The sequence below is a fragment of the Mycobacterium sp. NGS61 genome (genome assembly GCF_059812325.1).
Genome location: NZ_JCALCL010000014.1, coordinates 53,246 through 68,692 on the forward strand (window position 1 = coordinate 53,246; position 15,447 = coordinate 68,692).

At 66.1% G+C, this 15,447-nt stretch carries 15 protein-coding genes and 1 tRNA gene; 3 read left to right on the forward strand and 13 right to left on the reverse strand.

The features are described 5' to 3' along the window. Positions 1 to 10: 10 nt before the first annotated feature. From AC5Y3Z_RS22715 to AC5Y3Z_RS22730, 4 genes are all read right to left on the reverse strand, one after another. Positions 11 to 1,003 carry an alpha/beta fold hydrolase gene (locus tag AC5Y3Z_RS22715; RefSeq protein ID WP_463828409.1) on the reverse strand — a complete coding sequence of 331 codons (993 nt, stop codon included), beginning with the start codon at positions 1,001 to 1,003 and terminating at the stop codon, positions 11 to 13. 140 nt (positions 1,004 to 1,143) lie between these two features. After that, the gene (locus tag AC5Y3Z_RS22720) at positions 1,144 to 3,198 is read right to left on the reverse strand and encodes a serine/threonine-protein kinase (protein WP_463828410.1); all 2,055 of its coding nucleotides are present in this window, start codon (positions 3,196 to 3,198) and stop codon (positions 1,144 to 1,146) included. A 328-nt stretch (positions 3,199 to 3,526) separates the two neighbouring features. After that, positions 3,527 to 3,598, reverse strand: a tRNA-Thr gene (locus tag AC5Y3Z_RS22725). 29 nt (positions 3,599 to 3,627) lie between these two features. Then, positions 3,628 to 4,347 carry a hypothetical protein gene (locus AC5Y3Z_RS22730; RefSeq protein WP_463828411.1) on the reverse strand — a complete coding sequence of 240 codons (720 nt, stop codon included), beginning with the start codon at positions 4,345 to 4,347 and terminating at the stop codon, positions 3,628 to 3,630. 162 nt (positions 4,348 to 4,509) lie between these two features. On the opposite strand from AC5Y3Z_RS22730, the gene AC5Y3Z_RS22735 reads away from it, so the two are divergent. Beyond that, positions 4,510 to 5,229: a response regulator transcription factor gene (locus tag AC5Y3Z_RS22735; RefSeq protein WP_463828412.1), complete on the forward strand. Its 720-nt coding sequence runs from the start codon at positions 4,510 to 4,512 to the stop codon at positions 5,227 to 5,229. 2 nt (positions 5,230 to 5,231) lie between these two features. After that, positions 5,232 to 6,680 (forward strand): sensor histidine kinase, encoded by a 1,449-nt coding sequence (locus tag AC5Y3Z_RS22740; RefSeq protein WP_463828413.1) that lies wholly within the window; start codon positions 5,232 to 5,234, stop codon positions 6,678 to 6,680. Between the two features lie 89 nt (positions 6,681 to 6,769). Here AC5Y3Z_RS22740 and AC5Y3Z_RS22745 read toward each other — a convergent pair whose 3' ends face one another. Then, the gene (locus AC5Y3Z_RS22745) at positions 6,770 to 7,174 is read right to left on the reverse strand and encodes an HIT family protein (RefSeq protein WP_463828414.1); all 405 of its coding nucleotides are present in this window, start codon (positions 7,172 to 7,174) and stop codon (positions 6,770 to 6,772) included. A 141-nt stretch (positions 7,175 to 7,315) separates the two neighbouring features. Here AC5Y3Z_RS22745 and AC5Y3Z_RS22750 point away from each other — a divergent pair, with 141 nt between their 5' ends. Beyond that, positions 7,316 to 8,785, forward strand: coding sequence for a hypothetical protein (locus tag AC5Y3Z_RS22750; RefSeq protein WP_463828415.1), 1,470 nt, complete (start codon positions 7,316 to 7,318; stop codon positions 8,783 to 8,785). A gap of 7 nt (positions 8,786 to 8,792) precedes the next feature. Here the strand turns inward: AC5Y3Z_RS22750 and AC5Y3Z_RS22755 are convergent, their stop codons facing one another. From AC5Y3Z_RS22755 to AC5Y3Z_RS22790, 8 genes are all read right to left on the reverse strand, one after another. Continuing rightward, a complete protein-coding gene (locus AC5Y3Z_RS22755; RefSeq protein ID WP_463828416.1) occupies positions 8,793 to 9,209 on the reverse strand; it encodes a ketosteroid isomerase family protein in 417 nt (138 codons plus the stop codon). Positions 9,210 to 9,216: 7 nt separating this feature from the next. Then, entirely contained in the window at positions 9,217 to 10,344 is a 1,128-nt protein-coding gene (locus AC5Y3Z_RS22760; protein ID WP_463828417.1) for an NDMA-dependent alcohol dehydrogenase, read from the reverse strand. Positions 10,345 to 10,505: 161 nt separating this feature from the next. Continuing rightward, positions 10,506 to 11,051, reverse strand: coding sequence for a Cif family virulence factor (locus AC5Y3Z_RS22765; RefSeq protein WP_463828418.1), 546 nt, complete (start codon positions 11,049 to 11,051; stop codon positions 10,506 to 10,508). Beyond that, complete coding sequence (gene fdx / locus AC5Y3Z_RS22770; protein WP_463828419.1) at positions 11,051 to 11,260, reverse strand: ferredoxin Fdx; 210 nt, start codon at positions 11,258 to 11,260, stop codon at positions 11,051 to 11,053. Before fdx ends, AC5Y3Z_RS22765 begins: the two co-directional genes overlap by 1 nt. Positions 11,261 to 11,265: 5 nt before the next feature. Next, positions 11,266 to 12,621, reverse strand: a complete 1,356-nt coding sequence (gene cyp51, locus AC5Y3Z_RS22775) for a lanosterol 14-alpha demethylase (protein ID WP_463828420.1) — start codon at positions 12,619 to 12,621, stop codon at positions 11,266 to 11,268. After that, the gene (locus tag AC5Y3Z_RS22780; protein WP_463828421.1) at positions 12,618 to 13,442 is read right to left on the reverse strand and encodes an SDR family oxidoreductase; all 825 of its coding nucleotides are present in this window, start codon (positions 13,440 to 13,442) and stop codon (positions 12,618 to 12,620) included. The genes cyp51 and AC5Y3Z_RS22780 overlap by 4 nt, the downstream gene beginning before the upstream one ends. Next, positions 13,442 to 14,659 (reverse strand): cytochrome P450, encoded by a 1,218-nt coding sequence (locus tag AC5Y3Z_RS22785; RefSeq protein ID WP_463828422.1) that lies wholly within the window; start codon positions 14,657 to 14,659, stop codon positions 13,442 to 13,444. Before AC5Y3Z_RS22785 ends, AC5Y3Z_RS22780 begins: the two co-directional genes overlap by 1 nt. Then, a complete protein-coding gene (locus AC5Y3Z_RS22790) occupies positions 14,656 to 15,306 on the reverse strand; it encodes a TetR/AcrR family transcriptional regulator (protein WP_463828423.1) in 651 nt (216 codons plus the stop codon). The genes AC5Y3Z_RS22785 and AC5Y3Z_RS22790 overlap by 4 nt, the downstream gene beginning before the upstream one ends. Positions 15,307 to 15,447 lie beyond the last annotated feature (141 nt).

Below are 15,447 nucleotides of genomic sequence, written 5' to 3' on the forward strand. Positions count from 1 at the left end.
TTCCGCGGTTTCAGCTGGCTGCCGGTACCGACTGCAGGTGCCGGCGCGTGCGTCGCCGGCTGATGCGCTGCATCACGGCGCGAGAGCGCGGGCCGCCGCTGCGCGAGTCAGCCGATGCCGACCAGTCCGCGAGCGACACGGCCGCAGTCGTTGCAGCACCGGCGTATTCGCCGTCGGCGCCGATGAAGTCGTCGATCAGACTCGCCACCACGTCCGTTCGTTCGGTCTGCGGGTGGTGGTAGACGCCGTCGAGGATGTGCAGTCGGCTGTGTGGCATAGCCTGGTGGGCCGCGTAGGCGTGCGAGACGGGGATCACCCGATCTTTGTCGCCGCTGATGATCATCACCGGCACGTTCGCGTTGAGGTGCAACTTGTTCAGCGCGCACACGAACTGGCCGCGCCGGTCGACGACAGCGCGCAGGGTGCGCAGCAAAGCCCGCCGGTTCTCGGGGTTGGAGAGCGCCGCGTGGGCTTCCCAGTGCTCGTCCAGGCGAGTCTTGTGCTCGTCGTTGGACCCCAGGGCCGTCACGGCTTTGCGCACCGCGATCATCGGCCGCGACGCCGCCGCCTGCAACAGAATCTCGGACCCGGGCAGCGAAATCAGCCGCAACGTGCGGTTCACTTCGGCGCCGAGTCCACCGCTGCTGATCAGGATCAGCCGCTCGCAGTAGTCACGGTGCTGGTGGGTGAACTGCATTGCGATTCCACCGCCCAGGGAGTGGCCCACTACGGTCACGCGGGGGATGCCCAACGCGTCCAGGAAGTCCCGCAACCACACCGCGTACGCGCCCAAGGAGTAGTCGCCGCGTGGCTTGTCGGTCTGTCCGTGGCCCAGCAGGTCCGGCGCGATGACCCGGAATCGCTTGGACAACGCGGGAATGATGGCGCGCCAGTTGTTCGAGCTGCCGCCGATGCCGTGGATCAGCAGCAGCACCTCGCCAGCGCCTTCGTCGCGGTAGGCGACGCGGTCACCGTGTAGGTCGATCGTGCGAACTTCGCTCATTTTGGCCTGCTTGGTCACTTCGGTGTGAACGGACATGGATGGTGCTGATGAAGTGAGTCTGCGGAGCAGGCCTTGCAGGTTTCTTGGGAACTTCTAAACGCAACCCGATCTGGGGATTGACGCCTGATGCCGGGTCGGGGTCAATCCCGGATGCGGGTGAAGACCTGATCGTAGGGACCGCCCTTGCAGGCACTGCCCGACGCGTCTTCCATCCCGTGCCCGGACAGCGTGGGGATCGGATCGCCGGCCCCCTTCGGCAGCGGGAACACCCCCGTCACCCGGACGTGGCTGGTCCCACCGGCCGGACAGGGAACGTCTTCCTCGGAATTTTCCGTCCACGCGTTGTTGGCGAAGATGAACAGCTGATGGTCGGACAAATCCGTCAGCACGAACCGGCTCAGACAGCGGTCCCCGGCGCGCATGCAGAAGGTGTCCACGCTGAAGTCCTGGTCTGCGGGCCTGGCCTGGCCGGCCGCGGTGGTGAATTTCGAGCGGTAGAACCCGCGCAACCCCAGGGCCGGAGAATTCACCCGGGCCGGCAGGGCGGACGGGTCGGGCAGGCCGGAGACGTCGGCATCGCCGGTTCTGGTGAACGTCACACTTCTCTTGCTGTAGCACTTCACCGAGTCGTCGATCCACTCACCGGCCATGCTGCCGTCCGGGCGGGGTAGCAGATAGACCCAGTGCCACTCTTCGATGTCTTCGTTACCGCACCGTTCGGTGTCCAGTGCAACGGCGATCCAGCGTCCTTTGATGTCGTCGAACACCAGGCTCGTCGGGTGCTTGAAACTGCCGGAGCTTCGTGACCCGGTGGCCACGCACCCCTTGGCGCCGCAGACCGACCGCAGTTTCCACGTCTCATTGCCCGGCGGGTCCTGGCCGGCCTCAGGTTTGCCGTCCAGGCCGATGCTCTGACCGAAGGCCAGGGTGTAGGTGCCGGTCAGCGGGCCGCTGTTCGGTCCGCTCGCCGCGGTCGTGGTTCCGCTGCCGCCCTTGTCCCCGGAGCCACTCAGCGCGAAGGCTGCGACCAGCCCGATGACCAGGACAGCCGCTGCAATGCTGCCGATCAGCATCATGCGACGGCGTTTGGGATCGGCCTTCGCGCTCTGCCCGCCACCGGAGGCAGCCGGGCCGGAGGGCGGCACGGATGGGCTCGAAGGACCCGTCGGGCCACCGTGCCCGTACTGCCCGCCGGGCGCATCGGTGCCCCCGGTCGGGTATTGACGGTACTGGGTTGCGTCGGTGTTCGAGACGGCCCGGTTCTGAGCCGGCTGGTGGTAGTTGCGTGGCTGGTTCGGGGGTCCCTGCGGTATCGGCAGGCGCTGCGTTTCCGACTGACCGGGGTCGGTGTTGCGCGGGGCGGGGGGCAGCACCGTGGGCTGGGTGATCGCCGCCTTGGCCGCTGCGGCCATCTCGATCGGACTCGAATACCGCTGGTCGGGATTCTTGGCCATCCCGATCGCGATGACGCCGTCGAGCTGCAGCGGTAGACCTTGTCGCAGCGCAGACGGTCGCGGTGCCGGCAGGCCCAGGTGGCCGCCGATCTGCTGCTCGATGCTCGAGCCGGGATACGGCTGGCTGCCGGTGAGGCATTCATGCAGCACGCATGCCAGGGCGTAAGTGTCGCTGCGCGGGTCGGTCTGTCCTTGGCTCAGCCGTTCCGGCGCCATGTAGGCCCAGGTGCCGATCACGCTGCCGGTGTTGGTCATCCGCGATTCCCCGGCCGCGCTGGCGATGCCGAAGTCGATCAGATACGCGAAATCGTTCGGGGTGACCAGGATGTTGGACGGCTTGACGTCGCGATGCACCAGCCCGATCTGGTGTGCGTCGTACAGCGCCGAGGCGATCTGCTCGACGATCAGCACCGCCCGCGCCGGGTCCATCACCCCGTCGGCGATGATGCTCTGCAGGTCGCGGCCCTTGATCAGGCGCATGTCGACGTAGAGGCGACCGTCGATCTCGCCGAAGTGGTGAATCGGTATGACGTGCGGGTCGTTGAGCCCGGCGGCGGCCAACGCCTCCCGGCGGAACCGCTGCACGAAGGTCGGATCGGCGGCCAGGTTGTCGGACAGGACTTTGACGGCGACCACGCGCGAGGTCTCCGTGTCGTAGGCCCGCCAGACCTCACCCATCCCACCCCGGCCAATGAGCTCGATCAACCGATAGCGGCCGAACGGCGTCCCATCCTGGTCCACAAACCCCCCTATGCAGGTGTCGCCAAAACCGTTGACCCACTGATCTAACGGCAATGTCAAGCCCTGGACAGCGGGGCGATAGCGAACTCAAACAAAAATCATAGATTTTGCATACGCTAATCCGATTGCCAAACCCGCCGAAATGTGATCCACCGGCGGCTACGCGGTGCTGCCACCGAAGGGTTATCCAGGCTCGGGCGATGTTACCCAGTGGGATCGGGTCCAGGAAATCTTCTGCGCTAGCGGTGAATATGTATGCCACACATGTGCACATGGTGTACGTCCGGATTCGCCGCAGTGGCCCCGCTCGCGCGAGCGGAGACGGCAGAGCCCCCTGTCAGGATTGAACTGACGACCGCTCGCTTACAAGGCGAGTGCTCTACCACTGAGCTAAGGAGGCCGGTGAAGCCGGTCAAGCCTAACCGGTGACTAGTCGGGGTCGACGATTCGTGTGGTGCGCACCGACCGCGCTGACGAGCGCGGACGCCGACCCGGCAGCGGGATGCGGTCGGCGATGGTGCTCAATGGGTTGACCACCATCGTCAGCGAGATGACAGCCTCCTGCAGCGTCGCGATGGCCGGTTCCAGCGCTTCCATCCCGGGCGCGAGCCGGGCCAGGGTGTCGGCCACATCGGCCAGTTGCTCCAGCGGACCGTTCTTGGCGGTCAGCGTGTCGATGAGGCCGCCCTCGGCGAGCAGCTTGTCGGCCAGTCCGTCTTCGGCCAGCACCCGCTCGATCATTCCGTCCGCGCCCATCAGCTGGTCGGCCAGCCCGCCGGGTTGCAGCGCGCGGTGCAGTCCGCCGCCCTCGGCGGTCAGGCGGTCGATCAGCCCACCCTCCGAGGTCAGCAGGTCGACGACGCCGCCGGGTCGCAGCATCCGGTCCATCGGGCCGTTGGGCGCGATGGCGCGGCCCAGCGGCATGTCGTCGTCCAGCAACCGGGCCAGCCGGTTGGCTCGGGCCAGCGCATCGTCGATACCCAGCATGTTGGCCATCGCATTGGGCCCACCGGTGCTGCCGGTCTCGCCCAGCGCTTGCTTGGCAACGCCCACCGCGGCGCCGGCAAGCGTCAGGCTCGCCTCCGCGGCAGCCAGCCCGGCGCGGGCGGGGGCGGTCGCGATTCCCAACACGGCTTTGACGAGGTTCATCCTGCGAGTCTATTCGCGACGCGTGCTGATATCGCTGTGTGGGGGCTACGCGGAAACGCCATCTGCTGGCAGACTGCTAGCAGAGTACGTACAACGACCTCACAGGAATCTTACAATGATCAACCAGCAAGTGCACAGGATCCAGTTCGGGGGCCGTTGGTCATGACGCGAAGTACGAATGGCCCCACCCCGCCGGAGGCGCGCATCCTTGTCGTCGACGACGAAGCCAACATCGTTGAACTGCTCTCGGTAAGCCTGAAATTCCAGGGTTTCGAGGTGCACACCGCATCCAACGGTGCGCAAGCGCTGGACCGGGCGCGCGAAGCCCGCCCGGATGCGGTGATCCTGGACGTGATGATGCCGGGCATGGACGGCTTCGGAGTGCTGCGCAGATTGCGCGCCGACGGCATCGAGGCTCCGGCACTGTTCCTCACCGCCCGAGATTCGTTGCAGGACAAGATCGCCGGGCTGACCCTGGGCGGCGACGACTACGTGACCAAGCCGTTCAGCCTCGAAGAGGTGGTCGCCCGGTTGCGGGTCATCTTGCGCCGCGCCGGCAAGGGCCGCGACGAACCCCGCAATGCCCGGTTGTCCTTCGCCGACATCGAACTCGACGAAGAGACGCACGAAGTGTGGAAGGCCGGTGAGCCGGTGTCGTTGTCTCCCACCGAATTCACCTTGCTGCGGTATTTCGTCATCAATGCAGGCACCGTGCTGAGCAAGCCGAAGATCTTGGATCACGTGTGGCGCTACGACTTTGGCGGTGACGTCAACGTCGTCGAGTCCTATGTGTCCTACCTGCGCCGCAAGATCGACACTGGCGAGAAGCGGCTGTTGCACACCCTGCGGGGGGTCGGCTACGTGCTGCGGGAGCCGCGCTGAGCGTGGCCGGTACCGAGACCGCCAGACGATATCGACGCGCAGTGCCGCTGCGGGTCGGTCTGGTCGCGGCCACCTTGGTGCTCGTGCTCTGCGGTCTGCTGGTGTCGGGTGTGGCGGTGACCTCGATCCTGCGCCACAGCCTGATCAGCCGGATCGACGCGACGCTGATGGATGCGACGCGGACCTGGGCACAGGCACCGTGGAAGCACACCGCGCCGATCGGCGAGGGGCCCGACCCCGCCCGGCCGCCGTCGAAGTTCTACGTGCGGGCGGTGAGCCCCGAGGGCAAGACCATGACAGCGATCAACGACCGCAATGCCGAACCGGCGCTGCCGGCCGACAACGACGTCGGCCCCAATCCGACGACACTGCCATCGGTCAGCGACTCCGGCATCGAGTGGCGGGCGGTCTCGGTGCGCGGACCGCAAGGTGGCCTGACCACGGTGGCCGCGGATCTGTCCGACGTCGACCACACGCTGCGCTCGCTGGTCCTGCTGCAGGCCGGCATCGGGGCCGCGGTGCTGGTGGTGGTCGGCATCGCCGGGTCCGCGGTGGTGCAACGCAGTCTGCGCCCGTTGGGTGAAGTCGAGCAGACCGCCGCGGCGATCGCCGCCGGTCAGTTGGATCGGCGCGTCACCGAACGTGACTCCCGCACCGAGGTGGGCCGACTTTCATTGGCGCTCAACGGAATGCTGGCTCAGATTCAGCAGGCGCTGGCCGCCTCGGAAGCCTCGGCCGAGACGGCTCGCGGTTCCGAGGAGCGGATGCGGCGGTTCATCACCGACGCCAGCCACGAATTGCGGACCCCGTTGACCACGATCCGCGGCTTCGCCGAGTTGTACCGGCAGGGCGCCGCGAGCGACGTCTCGATGCTGCTGTCCCGGATCGAAAGCGAAGCCGGCAGGATGGGCCTGCTGGTCGACGACCTGTTGTTGCTGGCCCGGATGGACGTACAACGTCCGCTGGAGGCCAACCGGGTGGATCTGCTGGCACTGGCCAGCGATGCCGTGCACGACGGGCGTGCGATGGACTCCACGCGCAACATCGCGATGGCGGTGCTCGACGGCCCGGGCACCCCCGAAGTGGTCGGTGACGAACCTCGGTTGCGTCAGGTGCTGAGCAACCTCGTCGCCAACGCCATCCAGCACACGCCCGGCAGCGCCGACATCACCGTGCGGGTCGGCACCGAGGGCGACGACGCCGTCCTGGAGGTTGCCGACAACGGTCCCGGCATGAGCCGCCAGGATGCCGAGCGGGTCTTCGAACGGTTCTATCGCACCGATTCCTCGCGCGCCCGCGCCACCGGCGGCAGCGGGCTCGGGCTGTCGATCGTCGACTCCGTGGTCAAGGCACACGGCGGCAGCGTCACCGTGACCACCGCCCCTGGCCAGGGCTGCTGTTTCCGGGTCTTGCTGCCGCGGGTGAGCGACGTGCCCGCGCCCGTCGGTTAGCGCACGCCGGTTCCGAGAGTCCAATGGCCCTGCGCTGAGGGTGACGACATCTCGTACGACTGCGCCCTGGACGCAGCGTCAGCGCGGACTCAGCCCAGCTTTTCCAGTGCCGCCTTGATCTTGGCCTGCGCCTCGTCCAGGGATTCCTCGGACGGATTGCGGTCGACGTTGGCGAACCCGAAGTCGCTCAGGTTGCGGGCGGGGAACACGTGCACGTGCAGGTGCGGCACCTCCAGCCCGGCAATGATCAACCCGGCGCGTTCCGCCGAAAACGCCTTGGTCACCGCCCTGCCGATCAGCTGGCTCACCGACATCACGTGGCCGAACGCCGCACTGTCCACGCCCTGCCACTGGTCGATTTCCGCGCGCGGCACCACCAGGGTGTGCCCTTGCGTCATCGGCTCGATCGTCAGGAACGCGACGACGTCGTCGTCCTCGTAGACGAAGCGGCCGGGGAGTTCTCGATTGATGATCTTGGTGAAGATCGATGCCATCGCCCAAGCATAGGTGCGAGCCCGCGGGTGGCTGCACCCATTGACGTTCCTGCGCCGAGCCCGCGGGATGCGCCTAACTCCTGACGCCGAATCGTTAACGCACCGTTGCGGTGTCGTTCCCGGCGATCGCCACACTGCGATGTGACCCGATCCCTGGAGGGCACCTTGGCGCGAAGTCCCAAGACGCTGCTGACGATTCCGCTGGCAGTGCTCACCGCTTGCGCTGTGTCCCTGGTCCCCCTGATCACCCCAGCCCGGGCCGCCGACCCGTTTGGTCCGCTGGGGCCGCCCAACCCCTTCATGGCGCCCAACGGCATCGCGTCCATGCACAACGACGCCGGCTCCGCGGATGCGGGACCGCTGCCCGGGCCCGGTGCCCGGCCGGTTCCGATCTTCGCCTTCCCGCTGCTGGCGGCCTGTCCGACGATCACGCAGGGCACCGACGGCCTGGTGCTGGCGTTGTGCACCACCATCACCGCCCAGTCCCCGGTGCTGCATCTGCTCAACCCTGACGGCGTGCTGCCCCAGATCATCCCACTGGCCAGCATGGATATCGCCAAAGGCGGCCTGTTGGGCGGCGTCTATGCCTACGTGGACAACAACAACCAGATGGTGCTGGTCGACGGGACCAACCATCTGCTGCGTATCGCGCACAGCAAAGACGAGCGGGGTCGCTGGCACTTGTCGGTCACCGAGTCCACCGACCTGTCCACCGCGATAGCGCCGGGCGACAGCTCCGTCGGCGTGGTGCCCGACTATCAGGGCAATGTCTGGTTTGCCACCGCCAACGGGGTGGTCGGTGTGGCGAAAGCGGGCGGTGGCGTCGCCAGCATGCAGTTGCCCGCGGGAGAGCAAGTGGCGAACAGCATTTCGGCATCACCGCAGAACCGCGTCGCGGTGGCCACCACCCATGCGCTCTACGAGATCATCCTCGGTGGCGGCGGTACCCCGCAGCAATTGTGGCGGCAGGCCTATGACCGCGGCTCGGCCCGCAAGCCTGGTCAGCTGAGCTGGGGAACAGGTTCCACCCCAACGTATTTCGGGCCCACCGGCGCCGAGTACCTGACCATCGTCGACAACGCCGAACCCCAGGTGCACGCACTGGTCTACCAAGCCGGCAGCGGTGCCCCGATCTGCCAGCAGACGGTGCTGACGCTGGGCGGTCCGGGTAGCGAGAATTCGCCTATCGGCGTGGGCAATTCGATGTTCATCGCCAGCACGTACGGCTATCCCTACCCGCAGGTGCCGGCCAACGCCGGCCCGGCAGTTCCGGCGACGGCGCCGTTCGTCGGCGGCATGACCCGGGTGGACATCGACAGCCCCGGCCCGGGCTGTCACACGGTGTGGGAGAGCAAGGTCCGCAGTGCCGCGTTGCCACACCTGTCTACCGGGGACGGCCTGATCTACACCATCACCCGCGTCGGCCTCGACCAGACCACACCGGCTGACCTGTTCGCGTACTCGGTCATCGACCCCAATACGGGCAATCTCATCTACCAGCAACTGAAGTCGGCCACCATTCTCAGCGACCCGATTCAGACGTCGTCAATGGTGTTGATGGGCAACAAGATCATGCAGGGCAACATCACCGGACTCGGCCGTATCGGCTGAGCCCGCGTCACTCCTGACCGAACGTCATCATCTCCAGGTTCCAGTACCCGCGCATGCTGTCGATCAGCCCCTCGGCGTTGACGCGATAGGTGAACACCCCGCGCACCGAACTGGTCAGGCCGCCCTCGAACTTACTGTCCAACACCAGGATGTGGGCGATCTCGTTGGGCGAACTCGACGGAAACGTCTCTTCGCAGGTGATGGTCAGGTTGTTGGCGGCGATGTTGGTGTCGTAGAACGTCGCGACACCCGCTTTGCCTTTCACCCCGGTGCCGTCGGGGTTCGTGACGGACTTGCCGATCGGGTCCTCGACGACGACGTCCTCGGCCATCAGCGCCAGCCAGCCCTCCCGATCGTGGGCCTGCACGCAACGCCACGACGACTGCGAGGCGGTCAGGGCCGGGGATTGGGCAGTCTGGGTCATCGCACGGTCACCGATCTGCGTCGGTGTACCGGATGACACCGCGAATGTTCTTGCCGTCCAACATGTCCTGGTAACCGTCGTTGATCTGCTCCAGGCGGTACTGAGTGGTGACCATGTCGTCCAGGTTCAGCTTGCCGGCCTTGTACATCGACAGCAGCTGCGGGATGTCGTACTGCGGGTTGCCACCGCCGAAGATGGTGCCCTGCAGGTTCTTCTGCATCAGGGTCAGCATTGCCAGGTTCAGGGTCACGTTGGTGTCCAGCAGGCTGCCGATCGCGGTCGCGACACAGGTGCCGCCCTTGGCGGTGATGTTGAGGTAGTTGTCGATGTCGGCGCCGTGCAGTTCGCCGACGGTGACGATCACCTTGTGTGCCATCAAGCCGTAGGTGACTTCGGCGATGCCCATCAACGCGGCGTTGATGTCGGGGTAGACGTGGGTGGCGCCGAACTTCAGTGCCTGGTCGCGCTTCCACTCCACCGGGTCGATGGCGAAGATGTAGCGGGCTCCGGCGGCCACCGCACCTTGCAGTGCGGCCATGCCGACCCCGCCGACGCCGACGATCGCGGCGTCCTGACCCGGCCGGATGTCGGCGGTGCGGACGGCCGAACCGTAGCCGGTGGTGACGCCGCAACCGACCAGCGCGGCCACCTCGAAGGGCACCGACGGGTCGATCTTCACCACCGAGCTGCGGTGCACCACCATGTACGGCGAGAAGGTGCCCAGCAGCGTCATCGGGAAGACGTTCTGGCCACGGGCCTGGATCCGGAAGGTGCCGTCGGACACCGCGGCGCCGCCCAGCAGCCCGGCGCCCAGGTCACACAGGTTGCGCAGGCCGGCCTGACAGGTCGGACACTGCCCACAGGACGGGATGAACGACAGCACCACGTGGTCGCCGGGGGCGAGGTCCTCGACGCCGGGGCCGACCTCGGTGACGATGCCCGCACCCTCGTGCCCGCCGAGCACCGGGAAGCCCGCCATGGGGATGCCGCCGGTCACCAGGTGGTGGTCGGAGTGGCACATCCCGGCCGCTTCCATCTGGATCTTGACCTCGTCCTTGACGGGGTCGCCGATCTCGATCTCCTCGATGGACCACGGCTGGTTGAATTCCCAGATCAGTGCGCCTTTTGTCTTCACGATGGACCTGACCCCATTTCGCCTTTGAATTGAGTGTGCCTGGCTCCAGGCCCGGCACTAGTGGGTGACGAGTGCCACACGGGCACCCCTGACGGTCAGCATAGCGCGTGCAACAAAACAAATGCTTGGTTGGGTGCCCGCGGCCACCCCTGGCAGGGCTTTCACCAGATCGGGGAGGGCGCCTTGCCCAGCGGGTAGTAACCCGGCAGCTTCTCCCCGGCCAGGCTGCGCTCGATCCGCTTCTGCATGCCAGGTGACAATTTGCCGGCCTTCATCAAATCCAGGTACAACGCCTGCACGTGGCCGAAGTCGAAGAAGTCGCGCTGCCATTCGATCTTGGCGTCGGCGTCGAGCCGGAACCAGCTGCCGCCGATGCCGTAGATCTCCGACGTGGTGCCGTCCGAATCGGTCGCGATCTGCTTCCAGAAACCGACGATCTCGCCCTGCTTGTCGTCGATCAGCACCTTCTGGTATGGGTACTGCCAGTTCTCCAGGCCCTCCATCTCCAGGCCCAGTGCGATGTCGCGGATCTCGTTGACGCCGACGCACATCACGTCTTCTTTGGGTCCGATGTTCCAGCCGTAGGTGGCGTCGTCGGCGTAGAAGTCGGCCAACGGTTTCCAGTCGCCTGCACGCTCGGCCACCCGGTTGGCCTCCAGCCAGCGCTCGACCCAGTCTTCCAGTACCTCGCGGGGATGTGCGGCCATCAGTCTTCCTTCTCTGTGATGAATAGTGCTTGGGTAGGGCACATTTCGACCGCGCGTTCGACTTCGTCGCGGGCGTCTTCCGGGGGTTCGTTGTCCAGGATCTCGACCTTGCCGCGTTTGGGCACCCGGAAGTAGTCCGGCGCCTCGAGTTCGCACATGGCGTGGCCCTGGCACAAGTCCAGATCGACGTCGATCCTGAATGAGCCCATCGGGGTCAGCCCCGGGCGCGCTTGCGGTAGCGGACCCTGGCCGGCCGGGCCAGCTGCACGACCATCTTGGAATGGTCGTTGTGGTAGCTGTCGGCGGGCTGGGCCATCTCGAACTCGTACTCGCGCAACAGAACCGAGAAGATCGCCTTGATCTGCATCTGCGCGAACGCGGCGCCGACGCAGCGATGCCGGCCCGCACCGAAGGGAATCCAGGTCCACCGGTTGGCCATGTCGGCCTGTTCGGGTTTGTTGTAGCGGTCCGGCTTGAAGGCGTCGGGATCGGGAAAGTCCTGCGGGATCCGGTTGGAGATCGCCGGGGACGCGGCGACGAAATCGCCGTCGTGGATCGGAAATCCCTGCACCTCGAACTCGCCCTTGGCGACCCGCATCAAAATGATCAACGGGGGATGCAGGCGCAGGGTCTCCTTGACCACGTTGTCCAGCTTCGGAATCTGGCGCAGCGCATGGAAACTCACTTCCTGGCCGTCGGCGTAGAGTTCCTCGAGCTCGGCCAGCACCTCGGCGTAGACGTCGGCGTGGCGGATCAACTCGATCAGCGTCCAGGCGGAGGTGCCGGAGCTGGTGTGGTGCCCGGCGAACATCAGCGAGATGAACATCCCGGTGACCTCGTCGGCGGAGAACCGCGGATTGCCCTCCTCGTCCTTGATCGACACCAGCACGTCGAGCATGTCGCGGTCGCTCTTGTCCTTGGGCGGGTTGGCCAACCGCTGGTTCATGATCTCCTGCACCAGCGCCACCAGGTCTTTGCGGGCCTGGTCGCGACGTTGGAAGCTCTCGATCGGCAGGTAAGGATCGACGTAGCACAGCGGGTCGGTGCCGCGTTCCAGATCGTGGTAGTACTCGGCGAACCGGTGATCGAGCTGCTCGCGGAACTTCAGGCCGATCAGACACGCCGTCGAGGTGTAGATGGTCAACTCCGCGAAGAAGTCCAGCAGTTCTATTTCACCTTCGTCGCCCCAGTCGGCGATCATCTTCTTGACTTCGCCTTCGATGGTGGCGGCGTGACCCTTCATCTGCTCGCCCCGCAGCGCGGAGTTGTGCAGCATCTCCTTACGCCGCTCGGGGCTGGCGTCGAACACCACCCCCTTGCCGAAGATCGGCGTCATGAACGGGTAGGCCTCGGCCTGGTCCAATTCCTCGTCGGCAGAACGGAAGAAGAACTCGTTGGCCTCCGCGCCGGACAGGAAGATGACGTGCTTGTCGACGAGTTGGAACCAGCCGACGTCACCGCACTCCTCGCGGATGCGCTTCATCAGCCCGATCGGGTCGGTGCGGAATTCTTCCAGGTGGCCGTGTTCCTCTTCACCGCCGGAGACCCGGGGAACCACTGCTGTCGTCATTTCGGCATCCCTTCTTCGCCGAGCGCGAGCTTCTGGCGTTCTGTGGTGGCGGCCAGCGGGGCCTCGGGCTGGAGCTCCATGTTCGCGACGAAGCCACCGCGCGGCGTCTCGGCGACGAAGGTGATCGCCCGCGCCAGATCGGCTGCCCGCAGGAAGTAGTCGTGCCGGGCCTGACCCCATTTGGCCCAGTCCTCCAGGGCGGGGCCGATCTTCTCGGCGGGCAGGCTCCAGCCCATCGACGTCTTCGTCGGGCCGGGGTGCACGATCGAGGCCCGCACCCCGGTGCCCTCGAGTTCCATCTGGAAATTGGTGACCATCGCGACCAACGCGGCCTTCGCCGCCCCGTAGGCGCCCATGTGCGGCCGTTGCCGTAGGGCCACATCAGAGCCGACGAAGATCAGGTCGCCGCGCTGGCGGTCGAGCATGCCGGGCAGCACCGCGGCGGCCAGCCGGTTGGCGCCGACGAGATGAATCTGTAGCTGCGACTCGAACTCGTCGGTAGTGATCTCGGCCAGCTTGCCGAAGTACGTGTCACCCGCACCGGCGACCAGTACCTCGATGTCGCCGAGGGCATCGACCGACTGTGCGACAAAGGTTTTCACCGAATTCGGGTCGGTGACATCCAGGTGGAAGCCGACCGCCTCACCACCCGCGGCGTTGATCTTGCCGACGATGTCGTTCAGTTTGTCTACCCTGCGCGCTCCCAGGGCGACCGGAAAGCCGTGCGCCGCAAGTTCGATCGCGGTAGCTTCTCCGATGCCGGAGGAGGCGCCGGCGACGATCGCAGGTCGACGGGTGGGTAGCGGATCGAAGCGGGGCATCAGGCGACCTCCACGGACATCGGCAGCTGCGCGAAGCCGCGGACATTGCTGGAGTGCACGCGGACGGAGTTGGCTTCGTCGACTTCGTATCCGCGGATTCGCTTGAACAGTTCGGTGAGCGCAACGCGGGCTTCCATCCGGGCCAGATGCGCGCCCAGGCAGAAGTGCGCGCCACTGCCGAAACTCAGTAGCTTGGAGCCGATCTCGCGTCCGATCAGGTAATCGTCGGGGTTGTCGAAGACCCGCTCGTCGCGGTGCCCCGAGCCGGGCAGCAGCAGCAGCACGTCGTTCTCCGGAATGGTCGTGTCGTAGAGGGTGAGCGGGCCGGATACGACGCGGGCCAGGATCTGGCTGGAGGTGTCATAGCGCAGGGTTTCCTCGACCCACAGCGGTATCCGGGACAGGTCGGCGTACACCGGGGTCAGCTGGTCGGGATTGCGGTGACCCCAGAACGCGGCGTTGGCAAGCAGTTTGGTGGTGGTCTCGTTGCCGGCGATCACCATCAGGAACATGAAACCGAGGACTTCCTCGTCGGTGAGCCGGTCGCCGTCGATCTCGGCTTGCAGCAGCGCCGAGGTGAGGTCGTCGGTGAGCTTCTTGCGACGCTCGGCGATCATCTCCTGGTAGTAGACGATGAGGTTGATCGAGGCCTCGATCGCCGATGCCGGAACGTCGTTCACGCCGTCCTCGCGGTGCATCACACCGTCGGCCATGGCGCGGATGCGGTCGCGGTCGGGCTCGGGCACACCCATCAGCTCCGAGATCACGTCCATCGGCAGTTTGCCGGCGAATTCGGCGACGTAGTCGACGGTGCCGCGATCGGCCTTGTCCAGCATCACGTCGAGATGCTGCCCGGCCAGCTCGGTGACCCGTGGTTCGAGTTCGCGAATCCGGCGCGGCGTGAAGCCTTTCGAGACCAGCGTGCGCAACCGCAGGTGCGCGGGATCGTCCATCGCGAGGAACGACATCGTCTTGGACGCATGTGGGCCGCGGGAAATCGGGTCGAGTGCCACGCCGTCGCGATTGGACAGGGTGGTGCTGTTGCGGAATCCCTGATGCACGTCGCTGTGCCGCGATAAGGCCCAGAAGCCGAGTTCCTCATTGTGGTAGAGCGGCGCCTCGTCACGCAGTCGCCGGTAGTAGGGGTACGGATCTTCGTGGAAGTCGTAGTCGTAGGGATCCAGGATCAGTTCGGGGTCGTTGACACCAACAGTCATGCCTTACCGCTTTCGGGAGTACCTGGGCTGGTTGATCGTTCGGCGCCGGTGAGGATCAGGTTCACCACGCCGCCCAACCGGTCGGCGATCTCGTGATAGGTGAACTCCCCGCTGCCGGCCTGCACCAGAGCGCCGAAGAATGCCATCTGCAGCGCGGCCACGGTGTCGGCCTCGGCGCCCGGCCCGATCGCCGAGGCGATCCGCCGGTGGATCTCCGCACCGATTCGGTCGCGGGCGGCGCGCACCGCGCCATCCGCATTTCCGCCGAGTAGGGCCGCCGTGCACGCAGCCCCGACTTCGGGCTCGTCGGCGACCACCAACGCTAGATGGCGCAGTGCCTTATCGACGCGGGTGCGCATGGGTTCGTTGACATCGGTGAAGTAGGGGACCTGGCGCACCAGATCGAGATAGACCTCGGCGATCAGGTGGTTCTTCGACGAGAAGTAGGTGTAGGCCGTGGCCGGGGCCACCTTGGCCCGGGCCGCCACCATGCGCACGGTCAGGTCGGCGTAGGAGTTCTCCCGCATGGTCGCCATCCCGGCGGCCAGCACCTTGCGGAACGTCTCTTCCTGGCGCCGGTTCCGCGGCATTCTCCCGGCCGTTTGCTGGGCCGGGCCGGGTGCCGACACCAGTGCATCGCTGGACACATGTCCAAACTAGTGGATGGGCGTGGCCGGAAGCAAGCCCCGACAATAAACCGGCACGTCAGCGCCGGTTGTCCGGGGCTATCCGGCTGACCTGCGGGATCGGCTCTTGCACCGGTAGGGAGTCGGGAGTTATGGTTCCTG